Annotated in this window: 11 protein-coding genes; 4 read left to right on the forward strand and 7 right to left on the reverse strand. The window is 68.7% G+C overall.

Features of this window, described 5'->3' with window-relative positions; genetic code table 11:
- The 7 genes from AAID08_RS15320 to xsc form a co-directional block, all read right to left on the reverse strand.
- Window positions 1–1677, reverse strand: coding sequence for an amidohydrolase (locus tag AAID08_RS15320; RefSeq protein ID WP_395756563.1), 1677 nt, complete (start codon window positions 1675–1677; stop codon window positions 1–3).
- Window positions 1670–3301 (reverse strand): dipeptide ABC transporter ATP-binding protein, encoded by a 1632-nt coding sequence (locus AAID08_RS15325; protein ID WP_395756564.1) that lies wholly within the window; start codon window positions 3299–3301, stop codon window positions 1670–1672. Before AAID08_RS15325 ends, AAID08_RS15320 begins: the two co-directional genes overlap by 8 nt.
- Window positions 3301–4203, reverse strand: a complete 903-nt coding sequence (locus AAID08_RS15330; protein WP_049074140.1) for an ABC transporter permease — start codon at window positions 4201–4203, stop codon at window positions 3301–3303. The genes AAID08_RS15325 and AAID08_RS15330 overlap by 1 nt, the downstream gene beginning before the upstream one ends.
- The gene (locus AAID08_RS15335) at window positions 4200–5168 is read right to left on the reverse strand and encodes an ABC transporter permease (RefSeq protein WP_054504295.1); all 969 of its coding nucleotides are present in this window, start codon (window positions 5166–5168) and stop codon (window positions 4200–4202) included. The genes AAID08_RS15330 and AAID08_RS15335 overlap by 4 nt, the downstream gene beginning before the upstream one ends.
- Window positions 5169–5178: 10 nt before the next feature.
- Window positions 5179–6714 (reverse strand): ABC transporter substrate-binding protein, encoded by a 1536-nt coding sequence (locus tag AAID08_RS15340; protein ID WP_395756565.1) that lies wholly within the window; start codon window positions 6712–6714, stop codon window positions 5179–5181.
- 182 nt (window positions 6715–6896) lie between these two features.
- Window positions 6897–7826: a bifunctional enoyl-CoA hydratase/phosphate acetyltransferase gene (locus AAID08_RS15345; protein WP_144657596.1), complete on the reverse strand. Its 930-nt coding sequence runs from the start codon at window positions 7824–7826 to the stop codon at window positions 6897–6899.
- Window positions 7827–7830: 4 nt separating this feature from the next.
- Complete coding sequence (xsc, locus tag AAID08_RS15350; protein ID WP_063583568.1) at window positions 7831–9642, reverse strand: sulfoacetaldehyde acetyltransferase; 1812 nt, start codon at window positions 9640–9642, stop codon at window positions 7831–7833.
- A gap of 160 nt (window positions 9643–9802) precedes the next feature.
- Between xsc and AAID08_RS15355 the strand changes: the two genes are divergently transcribed.
- The 4 genes from AAID08_RS15355 to AAID08_RS15370 all read left to right on the forward strand — a co-directional run bounded on the left by AAID08_RS15355 (window position 9803) and on the right by AAID08_RS15370 (window position 13079).
- On the forward strand, window positions 9803–10564 hold the full coding sequence (locus tag AAID08_RS15355) for an IclR family transcriptional regulator (RefSeq protein WP_054504298.1): 762 nt from the start codon (window positions 9803–9805) through the stop codon (window positions 10562–10564).
- A gap of 131 nt (window positions 10565–10695) precedes the next feature.
- Window positions 10696–12084 (forward strand): ATP-dependent RNA helicase DbpA, encoded by a 1389-nt coding sequence (gene dbpA, locus AAID08_RS15360; RefSeq protein WP_054504299.1) that lies wholly within the window; start codon window positions 10696–10698, stop codon window positions 12082–12084.
- A 175-nt stretch (window positions 12085–12259) separates the two neighbouring features.
- Window positions 12260–12667, forward strand: a complete 408-nt coding sequence (locus AAID08_RS15365; RefSeq protein ID WP_049074147.1) for a DoxX family protein — start codon at window positions 12260–12262, stop codon at window positions 12665–12667.
- 253 nt (window positions 12668–12920) lie between these two features.
- Window positions 12921–13079, forward strand: coding sequence for a hypothetical protein (locus AAID08_RS15370; RefSeq protein ID WP_006385045.1), 159 nt, complete (start codon window positions 12921–12923; stop codon window positions 13077–13079).
- Window positions 13080–13090: the final 11 nt, after the last annotated feature.

Raw genomic sequence — 13090 nt, forward strand, 5'->3', positions numbered from 1 at the left:
TCAGGCTGCCTGGGGCGCCAGCGGCCGGCCGCCGATGACCGTGCCCAGCACCTCGATGTCCTTGAGCCGTGACCGCGGCACGTCCAGCGGATCGTCGCGCAGCACGCAGAAATCGGCGTGCTTGCCGACCTCGATCGAGCCGACCAGGTGGTCCATGTGCAGTGTGTAGGCCGCGCCCAGGGTGATGGCATGCAACGCCGCCTCGACGCTGATGCGCTCGGACTCGCCCAGCACCCGGCCCGAGGCGGTCTGGCGGTTGACGGCGCACCAGGCGGTGAACAGCGGCCCCAGCGGCGTGATGGGCGCATCCGAGTGGATGGCGAACGGGACTCCCGCGCGCGCCGCCGAGGCGCAGGCATCCATGCGGTTGGCGCGATCCGGTCCCATGGTCAGCGCGTAATGGGCGTCGCCCCAGTAGAAGATGTGGTTGGCGAACAGGTTCACGCACATGCCCAGGCTGGCCATGCGGCGGAACTGGGCGGCATCGGCCATCTGGCAATGCTGCAGCGTGTGGCGGTGATCGCGCCTCGGGCTGCGGCGCAAGGCGCGGTCGATGGCGTCGATCGCCAGCTCGGTGGCCTCGTCGCCATTGGTGTGGATGTGCAACTGCGCGCCGGCCTCGTGATAGGCCTGCACCAGCCCGTCCAGCTCGCCCGGCGCGATCACCCAGATACCGTTGGGCGCGCCGTTGTAATAGCCCGGCCAGCGCACCCTGGCGGTAAAGCCCTGGATGGAGCCGTCCACCACCAGCTTGACCATGCCCAGGCGCAGCTTGCCATGATTGAGCCGGCCCGCCTCGCGCAGCTTCGCCAGGCAGGCGGCCGGGTCGCCGGCGTAGGTCAGCGCCGACGCCGCTGGCACGATGCGCACCGGATAGTCGGGCTCGGCCGTGACCCGCGCCAGCGTCGCCAGGCCCTCGTCGCCCAGTTCGTTGACGAGATCCGTGGCGGTGGTGACGCCGGCCCACTGCGCCACCTTGCCGAACATGCGCAGGCCGTTTTCCGACAGGCCCACGGTGCGGAACGGATTGCCGATCAACCGCATTACCGGAAACATGGCGGCGAATTCGCACAGCTCGCCGCTGGGCTGGCCGTCGGCGAAGCGGCTGATGCCTTCGATATCCGTATCGCGGTCGATGCCGGCGCGGGACAGCATCGGCGTGTTCACATTCATCAGATGCATGCTGGCATGCATCACCACCACGGGCCGCTCGGCCGACACCGCGTCCAGGTCGCGCACGCTCATGCGCTGGCCGCCGAAGAAAATGGGATCGAAGCCCCAGCCGATCAGTGTCTGTTCCGGCGCCAGGCTGGCGGCGAATTCCCGCAGGCGCGCGGCCACCGCCTCGAAGCTTCGCAGGCCCGGCCACACGCGGCCGTCGGGCCCGCGGCGGTCGTAGTAGCCGACGTAGGCGAACTGCCACATGCCCCCTTCCGGCAGATGGCAGTGCCCCTCCACCAGCCCCGGCATCAGGACGTGGTCGGCGTAGCGCTCGTCCAGGTCGGCGGGTCCCCAACCGGCCAGGTCTTCGCGGCTGCCCACGCCCAGGATGCGGCCATCGCGCACCGCCACGTGCGTGGCGCGCGGCTGGGCCGGGTTCATCGTCAGGATGGCGCGGGCGGCGAAGATGGTGGTGCGGGCGGCTTGCGCCGGTCCCGGATGCGGGGCGTCATGCATGCTGCTTGCTCCTGTTCGTGATGTCCGCCAGCGCCTGAAGGTCGGGCTTGTTCCAGGCCTTGCCCGGCACCGAATCGATCAGGCGGCGCGTGTATTCGTGTCGCGGGTGATAGAAAATCGTGGCGGCGCGGTCCAGCTCCACCAGTTGCCCGTGCCGCATCACGGCGATGCGGTCGCAGATCTGCGCCGCGACGCGCAGGTCGTGCGTGATGAACAGCACCGACAGGTCGAACTGGCCGCTGATGGTCTTGAGCAGGTCCAGCACCTGCGCCTGGATCGACACATCCAGCGCCGAGACCGCCTCGTCGGCCACCAGCAGCCGCGGCTTGAGCGCCAGCGCGCGGGCGATGCCGACCCGCTGGCGCTGGCCGCCCGAGAACTGGTGCGGATAGCGCTCGCCCGCGTCGCCGCCCAGCCCCACCAGGGCCAGCAGTTCGCGCGCCTCGCGCAGCGCGGTCTGGCGGCTTTCGCCGAAACCGATGGGCCCCTGCGCAACCGAATCGACCACGCGCTGGCGTGGGTTGAGCGAAGCGTAAGGGTCCTGGAACACCATCTGGATCTGACGCCGGTAGGGCCGGAAATCCCTTGGCGTCATGCCGACCAGTTCGCGGCCGTCCAGGCGCACACTGCCGCTGTCTGGCGCCACCAGGCCGATCAGCGCGCTGCCCAGCGTGGACTTGCCCGAGCCCGATTCGCCCACCAGTCCCAGGGTCTCGCCCTGGCGGATCTCCAGCGAAATATCCCGCAATGCCTCGACCCGGCGGCCTCCGGTGACGTAGGTCTTGCACAGCTTGGCCACGGTCATCAGCGGCGGCGTGGCGGCGGCCTCTTCCTTGCCCTCGGGCTTGTGCGGCACCGCCGCGATCAATTGACGGGTGTAGGGATGTTGCGGCCGGTTCAGGATCTCGGCGGCCGCGCCCGCCTCCACCACCGCGCCGTGACGCATCACCACGATGCGGTCGGCAATGTCGGCCACCACGCCAAAATCATGGGTAATGAAAATGACGCCGATCCCCATGCGCCGCTGGATGTCCTTGATAAGCGCCAGGATCTGCGCCTGCGTGGTCACGTCCAGCGCGGTGGTGGGCTCATCGGCGATCAACACGTCCGGCTCCAGCGCCAGCGCCATCGCGATCACCACGCGCTGGCGCTGACCGCCGGACAACTGGAATGGAAAGGCCGCGTACATGGCGCGGGGATCGGGCAGCAGCACCTGGCCGAACAGCTCCAGGACCCGCTGCCTGCGCGCGTCGGCGTCCATGTCCGTGTGCCAGGCCAGCACCTCCTCCACCTGCCGGCCCACGCGCATGACGGGATTGAGCGCGGTCATGGGCTCCTGGAACACCATGCCGAACCTGCGGCCGCGCAGCCCCTGCCATTCGGCCGCCGACAGGCCGACCAGGTCGCGCCCGTCGTACAGGATACGGCCCTGGGTCACGCGCAACTGATCCGGCGGCAGCAGGCCCATGATGGCCTGCGCGGTGACCGACTTGCCCGATCCCGACTCCCCCACCACGCACAGGATTTCGTTGCGGTTGACGGTGTAGGACACGCCGCGCACCACCACCGGGCCGCCGTGGGCGGCGGACACGCCGAGATCGCGGACTTCAAGCAAGGCGCTCATCAGCTTCTCCGTTTGCTGGCCAGCTTGGGATTGAGGGCATCGTTCAGGCCGTCGCCGATCAGGCTGACCGCCAGCACCGTCAGGAAAATGGCCGCGCCCGGCAACGTCACCGCCCACCAGGCAGTCAGGATGTAGGGGCGGTTGCTGCCGATCATCAGGCCCCAGCTCATCACGTTGGGATCGCCCAGCCCCAGGAACGACAGGCCCGCCTCGAACAGGATGGCGGTGCCGATGGCCAGCGTGGCCGAGACGATCAGCGGCGCCAGCGCGTTGGGCAGGATCACGCGCCAGATGATGCGCGCGTTGCTGGAGCCGATCACTCTTTCGGCCAGCACGTATTCGCGCCGCTTCAGGCTCAGGAATTCCCCGCGCGCCAGGCGCGCGGTGGCGGTCCAGCTAACCACGCCGATGGCCACGGCGATGGTGCCGAGCGACGGCGAGAACAGCGTCACCAGCACCATGGCGAACAACAGCGCCGGCAGCACCTGGAAGAACTCGGTGATGCGCATCAGCGTTTCATCGACCCAGCCGCCGTAGTAGCCGGCCAGCGCGCCCACGGTGATGCCGATGGCCATCGACAGCACCGCCGCCACCACGCCGACCAGCAAGGTGGCGCGCCCGCCATGGATGATGCCGGTCAGCACGTCCCGGCCCATATAGTCCGAGCCCAGCAGCAGCTCGCCGCCGGGCGGCTCCATCGGCGCGCTGGCGATCTCGAAGGGATCGGCCGGCATCACCAGGGGGCCGATCAGCACCACCGCCAGGATGGCGGCCAGCAACAGCAAGCCGATCAGCGCGCCCGGATTGCGGGCGAACGCGCGCAGCGCTTCGTACGATGGCCGCGCCGCACGGGCGGCCGCCGGCGCGGGCGCGCCGGACAAGGCGGGAGGAACGTGGCTCATGAGGTCTTTATCCTGGGATCGATCAGCCGGTAGGCCAGGTCGGTAAGCTGGTTCATCACCACCACCAGCAGGGACGCGAACAGCAGGATGCCGAGCAGGGTCGGATAGTCGCGCCGCAGCACGGAATCGAACGCCAGCCGGCCCAGCCCCGGCCAGTTGAAGACCGTTTCCACCAGGATGGCGCCGGCCAGCACGTTGCCGAATTGCAGGCCGAGCATGGTCACCACGGGCAGCACGCCGTTGCGCAGCGCGTGCCGGTACAGCACGGTGCGCTCGGGCAGGCCCTTGGCGCGCGCGGTGCGGATGTAGTCGGCCGCCAGCGCATCCATGACGCTGGCGCGCGCCAGCCGGCTGTACTGCGCCAGGTACACGAAGGCCAGCGTGAAGGCCGGCAGCACCAGGTGGTGCAGCACGTCCAGCGCGCCGGCCCAGCCGCCCTCGGGCCCGCCCGCCGAGCGCATGTCCGACACCGGGAACCACGGCAGCAGCGACGCGAACAGGATGATCAGGATGATGCCGGTCCAGAACACCGGCGCGGAATAGCCCACGATCGACAGCAGCGTAATGCCCTGCGAAAGCGGCCCGTTGGGCTTGCGCGCCGCCAGCGCGCCCAGCGCGGTGCCCGCCAGGAAGGCGCTGGACACCGACGTCAGCACCAGCAGCAGCGTGGCCGGCACCCGCTCCCAGATCAACTGCGCCACCGGCAGGTTGAAGAAGTAGGAATAGCCCAGGTCGCCGCGCGCCACCTGCGACAGATACAGCCCCAGTTGAACCAGGAACGGCCGGTCCAGCCCGTACTGGGTGCGCAACTGGGCCCGCAGTTCCTCGCTGATGCCGCCCATGGAGCCGGCGATGGTCTCGACCGGATCGCCCGGCGAGATGTGGATCAACAGGAAGTTAAGCGTCACCACCGCCAGCAGCAGCACCACGGCATAGCCGATGCGACGCGCGAGATAGCGCAACATGGCCGCTCTCCTATTGCAGCCAGGTGTCGTCCAGCGGCGACAGCAGGCCCCAGATGCCATCGGGCAGGCCATGCACCTTCCTGGAGGACAGCGTGTGGTACGGGATGACCGTCAGGAAATCGATCGGCAGGTCCTCAGTCACGATCTGCTGGAACTGCGCATACAGCGCGCGGCGCCGGGCCTCGTCGGTTTCGGTGCCGGCCTGCGCCAGCAGTTCGTCGACCTTAGGATTCCTGTAGGACTGCGTGTTGGTCCAGATGATGTCGCGGATATTGCTCGACAGATAGGTGCGGTGCACGCCGATCACCGGATCGCCCCAGTTGAAGACGATGTCGGTGGTCATGTCGAAGTCATGGCTGGCGATGCGCTTGGCCCAGGTCGGGAAGTCGGGCGAGGCGCGCACCTGCACCGCGATGCCGATCTTCTTCAACTGGCTGCGCAGGTATTCGGCGACGTTCTTGCCCTGCACGTCGCTGCCCGGCATGTAGTCGACCGTCAGCGCCATGCGCTCGCCCTTGCCATCCTTCTTGAAGCCGGCTTCATCCAGCAACTGCTCGGCCTTCTTCAGGTCCAGCGGATACTTTTTCAGGTCCTGGGTCGCGTAGGGACTGGACGCCACGATCGGCCCGTCCGCCGGCTTGGCGAAGCCGGCGTTCAGCGCCTTGGTGATGAACCCCTTGTCGGTGGCGTAGGCGATGGCCTGCCGCACGCGCACGTCGTCCAGCGGCTTGCGCGCGGTATTGAACGCCAGCCAGCCAAGCGCGCCGATGCCTTCGTAGCCGCGATCGGTCATGACGATCTGCGGATTGTCCTTGGCGCGGCGCAGGATGGTCGGCTCGGTCATGTACGGCAGCACGCCGATGTCGCCGCGCTCCAGCCCGATCAGCAGGTTGGTGGCGTCGGGATTGATCTTCACCACCACCCGGTCCAGGTAGGGCTTGCCCTTTTCGAAGAACTTGTCGAAGCGCTCCAGCACGATCTCCTGGCCCGGCTTGAAGTCCTTGAGCGTAAAGGGGCCCGAGCCGACCACGTTGGCCGAATTGCGCGGATGGTTCTTCAGGTCCTGCCCGTCGCCATAGATGTGCTTGGGCAGCACCGGCATCAACGCCGGCGACAGCGCCAGCAGGATCGCCGGATGCGGTTTGCTCATGCGCAGCACGGCGGTGTAGGGATCGGGCGTGTCGACGCTTTCGACGGGCGCCAGCATGCTTTGGAACGGATGATTCTGCTTGACCGCCATCACCGAGAACGCCACGTCCTCGGACGTGACCGGCTTGCCGTCGTGGAACAGCGCGTCGTGGCGCAGGTGCAGGGTCAGCGATTTGGCGTCCGGCGCCAGCTCCCACGACTGCGCCAGGTAGGGTTGCGGCTTCCAGTTGGCGTCGTAGCGCAGCGGGCTGGCGAAAAGCTGGGCGCTGGGCAGCGCCGTGGCGATGCCCGATTGCACCGCGCCATTCAGGTGCCGCGGCACCTGGGTCGAGCCGATCACCAGCGTGCCGCCCGGCTTGGGCGCGTCGGCGGCCCGCGCCGCGTGCGTGCCGGCCATCAAGGCCCATGCTGTCAGTATTGCGGCAAAGCCGCGTGTCGCGCTGCGCATCATCCACCCCTTGGCATTGTTGGCATGAGCCATTCAAACGATGGCTATGGCGCTAGCCTAGTCAACCCGGGGGGTCCGGCTTAGTACCAAACCGCCGGACTTGATGGTGCCAGGCCGGCGGGCGACCCGATTCAACGCGCGCCGGCCGCCAGCGCCCGCGCATACAGCGCCGCCACCGCGCAGCTGTCGACCCGCGCCTGCACCGCGTCCGAGCGGCTGGTCAGCAGCACCGGCACGCGCGTGCCCAGCACCAGCCCGGCGGTGGCCGCGCCAGCCAGCCAGGTCAGTTCCTTGTAGAGCATGTTGCCGGCCTCGATATCGGGCACCAGCAGGATGTCGGCATCGCCCGCCACCGGCGAGACGATGCCCTTCTGCTCGGCCGCCTGGCGCGAGATGGCGTTGTCGAACGCCAGCGGACCGTCGATCTGGCCGCCGCGGATCTGCTGGCGGTCGGCCATCTTCGACAGGGCCGCCGCGTCCAGCGTGGCCGGCATCGCCGGGTTGACCGATTCGGTGGCGCACAGCACCGCCACCTTGGGCCGCGCCACGCCCAGCGCGCGCGCGAGGTCGATGGCGTTCTGCGCGATGTCGGCCTTCTCCTGCAGGGTCGGGGCGATGTTGACGGCGGCGTCGGTCAGGATGAACAGCTTGGGATACGCGGCCGCCGCCATCACGAAGGCATGGCTGATGCGCCGGCCGGTGCGCAGGCCCGATTCGCGCGCCACCACCGCCGACATGAAGTGGTCGGTGTGCAGACTGCCTTTCATCAGCATGCCGACGGCGCCGTCGCGCGCCAGGCCGGCGGCGGCGCGCGCGGCGGCCACCTCGTCGTCGGGCGTGTCGACGATCTCCAGCGAGCCGGCACGCAGGCCCAGTTCGGCCATCAAGGCCGCCAGCCGGGCCGCCGGCCCGACCAGCAGCGGCTCGATGTAGCCGGCTTCTCGCGCCTGCACCGCGGCGCCCAGGCTGGACGCGCACAGCGGATAGGCCACCGCCGTGCGCACCCGCCCCGCCGACAGCGCCGCGGCCCGCAGCGGCTCGAACAAGCGGTCGCTGGCCATGGCGTCAGCCGCGCACCGGGTCGATCGGCAGCGGCACCTCGCCCGGCTGGAACGGCTGGTTGACGTAGCGCTTGTACTTGTCCAGCAGGCGCAGCGGCTGCTTGAGCGCGTCGCGGCGGAACGGATCGCCCAGCTCCTGGCTCACCATCATCTCCAGCACGGTGGTCTTGCCCTCGGACTGCGCCTTGCACGCGGCCTGCAGCGCCGCGCCGACCTGGTCGGCATGCTCGACCCGGATGCCCTCGGCGCCCATGGCCCGCGCCAGTTCCGCGAAGTTGGGATTCTGCAGGTTGCTGCCGACGAAACGGCGGCCGTAGAAATCCACCTGGTTCTTCTTTTCCGCGCCCCACTGGCCGTTGTGGAACACCACCGCCGTCACCGGGATGCGTTCGCGCACGCAGGTCAGCAGTTCCTGGAAGCTCATGCACCAGGCGCCATCGCCAACGTAGGCCACCGCCGGCCGGTCCGGGCGCCCAAGCTTGGCGCCGATCAGCGCGGGCAGCGCGTAGCCGCAGTTGCCGAAGCTCATGGCCGCCAGCATCGAATCCGGTTCGTCGAAGCGCAGGTAGCTGTTGGACACCGAGCAGATGTTGCCGATGTCGGTGGACACCATCACATGCTTGGGCATGGCGCGCTCCAGTTCGCGCAGCATGCGGCGCGGATGCATGCGGCCGCCGCCGTGCTCGATGATGTCCAGGCTCCAGTCGTCGCGCTCGTGCGACCAGCCGTCCAGTTCCTTTTCCCAGGCGCTTTTCTGCGCCGCGATCTCTTCGCCGCGCGCCGCCTTGGTGGCCACGCAGGCGACCTCGCGATCGCGCAGTTTCGCGGCGAGCGCCGCCGCCGCCGGCTTGGCGTCGCCGCAGATGCCCACCGACACCGGCCGCACCAGGCCCAGCATGCGGTGGTCGGCGTCGACCTGGATGATGCGCGCGTTCTGCGGCCAGTAGTCCAGCCCGTGCTGCGGCAAGGTGCCGAAGGGTCCCAGGCGCGTGCCCAGCGCCAGCACCACGTCGGCCTGGGACAGCAGCTTCATGCCGGCCTTGGAGCCCTGGTAGCCCAGCGGTCCGCACCACAGCGGATGGCTGGCCGGGAAGGCGTCGTTGTGCAGGTAGCTGGTGACCACCGGCGCGCCCAGCAATTCGGCCAGCGCCACGCATTCGGCCTGGCCGGCCGAGAACAGCACGCCGCCGCCGGCGACGATCACCGGGAATCTGGCGCTGGCCAGGAGGCGCGCGGCCGCTTCCAGGTCCTCGTCGGACCCCGGGCCGCGGCGGATGCGGCGCGGCTCCGGAATCGCCACGTCGATCTCGCCATAGAAATAATCGCGCGGGATGTTCAACTGGGTCGGGCCGCGCTCGGCCAGCGCGTTGTCGAAGGCCTTGGCGGTGAATTCGGCCATGCGGTCGGGGCGGTTGACGTGCGCCTGGTACTTGGTGATGCGCGAGAAGATCGGCAACTGCTCGGTTTCCTGGAAGCCGCCCAGGCCCATCCCGGACGTGCCGGTCTCGGGCGTGATCGCCACCACCGGGCTGTGAGCCCAGTAGGCCGCGGCCACGCCGGTGACGAAGTTGGTGATGCCCGGGCCGTTCTGCGCGATGCAGACGCCGTGGCGGCCGGTGACGCGCGAATAGCCGTCGGCCATGTGGGCGGCGCCCTGCTCGTGCACCGTCGGCACGAAGCGGATGCCGGCGGCCGGGAACAGGTCCAGCGCGTCCATGAAGGCCGAGCCGACGATGCCGAAAACGTCCTTGACGCCCTGCGCCACCAGCGTCTCGACGAACGCTTCGCTGGGGGTCATGTGTTGTTTGCTGCTCATGGTCTCTCTCCTGGCGGACCGGCGCGGCTTGGATTGCATATTGGCCGGGGTGAACCGATACTGCAGCAGAACTCCAGCATTTCCCACCCTGCAGCGTTCCATTTTCTGCAGAATCCGCATCAACCTGGCGGCCTTTCGCCAAATCTTCAAATATTGAAAGATGAAAGACGAATCCTCCGCGGCGCTGCGCGCGCTATCCCTGCTGGAACAGGTCGCCGGTTCCGAGACGCCGGTATCGCTGGCGGCGCTGACCGAGGCCACCGGCCTGCCCAAGCCATCCGTGCTGCGCATCGTGTCGCGGCTGGTGGACGCCGGCATGCTGCTGCGCGAGCCCGCAGGCAAGAGCTACATCACCGGCCCGCGGCTGGCGCTGCTGGCGCGCGACACCCTGCTCAATTCGCCCCTGCGGGCCGAGCGCCACCGCATCCTCGACAGCCTGGTCGACGAGATCGGCGAAACCTGCAACTGCACCATGCTGGACGGCGACGAGGTCATCTACCTGGACCGGGTCGAGACCGCCTGGCCGCTGCGCGTCAACCTGCAGCCCGGCTCGCGCGTGCCGCTGCATTGCAGCGCCAGCGGCAAGCTGTTCCTGGCGCACATGCGGCGCGAGGCGCGCGCGCGGCTGCTGGCGGCGGCGCCGCTGCCGCGCTACACGCCCAACACGCTATGCGACGCGGCGGCGCTGGAACGCGAGCTATTGGCGATCCGCAAGGAAGGCGCCAGTTTCGACCGCGAGGAATTCCTGCTCGGCATCGTCTGCATGGCGGTGCCGATCATGCGCGGGCGCCGCGCCATCGCCGCCGTGGCGCTGCACGCGCCGATGGCGCGGCTGTCGATCGACGGCGCGCGCGCCTGGCTGCCGCGCATGCAGGAAGCGGCGCGGGCGCTGGCGGGCACCTACGAACCGTCGGCCGGATAGCGCCACGCGCCCCCGAATTGGCGCGCGCCCGGCGGCCGGTGCGTGCGCCGGTCCGGGCGCCCTCGGGACCCGCAGGCCTTACACTGTCGGCCGAATCCGTATTTATCGCAGTTCCTGCGAGAGCCCCTGCCGTGACCCAGACGCCCTTTACTTCCCTGCCCCTTTTGCCCGCCCTGCTCGATAACCTGCAAAGCCTGGGGTTCGAGCAGATGACGCCGATCCAGGCGCAAAGCCTGCCGCTGATCCTGGAAGGCCGCGACCTGATCGCGCAGGCCAAGACCGGCAGCGGCAAGACCGCGGCCTTTGGCCTGGGCGTGCTGCAAAAGCTCGATCCCACCCGCCTGACGCCGCAGGCGCTGCTGCTCTGTCCGACCCGCGAGCTGGCCGACCAGGTGGCGCAGGAGCTGCGCCGGCTGGCGCGCCAGATCGCCAACGTCAAGATCCTGACGCTGTGCGGCGGCGCCGCGGCCCGCCCGCAGGCCGAATCGCTGGCGCGCGGCACCCACATCGTGGTCGGCACGCCCGGCCGCATCCAGGACCACCTGGAACGCGGCAGCCTGGACCTGTCCGGCCTGACCACGCTGGTGCTGGACGAAGCCGACCGCATGGTCGACATGGGCTTCTACGACGACATCGTGGCGATCGCCTCGCATTGCCCCGCCAAGCGCCAGACCCTGCTGTTCTCGGCCACCTACCCCGACAACATCCGCAAGCTGAGCGCGCGCTTCCTGCGCAACCCGGCCGAGGTCAAGGTCGAGGCGCAGCATGACGCCAGCCGCATCGAACAGATCTTCTACGAGATCGACCCGGCCGAACGCCTGGACGCGGTGGCCAGGCTGCTGGCGCATTTCCGCCCGGTCTCGACGCTGGCCTTCTGCAACACCAAGATCCGCAGCCACGATCTGGTCGAACGCTTGCAGGCCGACGGCATCAGCGCCCTGGCGCTGAACGGCGACCTGGAACAGCGCGAGCGCGACGAGATCCTGATCCAGTTCGCCAACCAGAGCTGCGCCGTGCTGGTGGCCACCGACGTGGCCGCGCGCGGCCTGGACATCCAGAACCTGGGCGCGGTCATCAACGTCGACGTCACCAAGGACACCGAAGTCCACGTGCACCGCATCGGCCGCAGCGGCCGCGGCGACCAGAAGGGCCTGGCCCTGAGCCTGTGCTCGCCCGACGAAATGCGCTGGGCCAACCTGATCGAGCAATACCAGGGCGCGCCGCTGACCTGGGGCGACCTGAAATCGCTGCGCCCCAAGGCCGACCGCCCCCTGCGCGCGCCCATGGTGACGCTGTGCATCCAGGGCGGCAAGAAGGACAAGCTGCGCCCCGGCGACCTGCTGGGCGCCCTGACCGGCGACGGCGGCCTGGCCTTCGAGCAGGTCGGCAAGATCAACATCACCGAGTTCAACGCCTACGTGGCGCTGGACCGCAAGATCGCCAAGCAGGCTTTCTCGCGCCTGTCCAACAGCAACATCAAGGGCCGGCGCTTCCGCATGCGCTATCTCGAGGAACTGTAAGCATTCGTCAGCACCGACTGGCCGTCCCCCCCGGCAAAACGCTTGCTGGTCACATTCCGGATTTGTAATAATGGCCAACCCCGCGCCAGCCGGCGCGGGAGCGGGAACCAAAGGCTCGGCGTGCGCTCCAACCGGCGCATCGCATCCCCCTTAACCACCATAAGAGAAATCCACCATGATCAAATCCGACGACACCGGCAAGCTGATCCTGCGCCTGACCCTCGGCATCCTGATTCTGCTCCATGGCCTGTTCAAGATCACCGGCGGCGGCGTCGGCGGCATCGCCGGCATGCTGTCCTCGCACGGCCTGCCCGGCTTCCTGGCCTACGGCGTCTACATCGGCGAAATCATCGCGCCGGTGCTGCTGATCATCGGCGTCTACACCCGCCTGGGCGGCCTGATCATCGCCATCAACATGGTGGTCGCGATCCTGCTGGCCCATACCGGCCAGATCGGCAGCCTGACCAACAACGGCGGCTGGGCGCTGGAACTGCAAGGCATGTTCCTGTTCACGGCCCTGGCCATCGCCTTCATGGGCGCCGGCCGCTTCAGCCTGGCCGGCAACGGCGGCCGCTGGAACTGACCGCCCCGGCGCCTCGCGCCACCCTCTCAAGGCCGCCGCGAGGCGGCCTTTTTCATGGACGGCCGGCCGCTGGGCCGCGGGCCGGAACAATTGCTACGAACGACATCAACGGTCACGCCGGCGCAAACATCCGTCACCTGAAAGCTGTTTCGGATCCATTACAGACCCAGAACTCGCCCCCGCGGTCATGGCCTAATCCCTACGAGCCCAAGGAAGGCGTGACGCACGCCAGGCGCTCGGCAGGAGATCCCAAATGAAGAAGACGATTCTGTTGATGCTGGCGATGGCCAGCGCCCTGACCGGCTGTGTGGTGGTGCCGGCGCGCCCGGCTTATTACCGGCCGGCGCCTGCTTATTACTATTACCCCGCGCCGCACTATTACTATCACGGTGGCTACTACCACGGCTATTGATCCGCGCGCCG

The sequence above is a fragment of the Achromobacter sp. EB05 genome, from assembly GCF_044232075.1.
Classification (GTDB): domain Bacteria; phylum Pseudomonadota; class Gammaproteobacteria; order Burkholderiales; family Burkholderiaceae_B; genus Achromobacter; species Achromobacter dolens.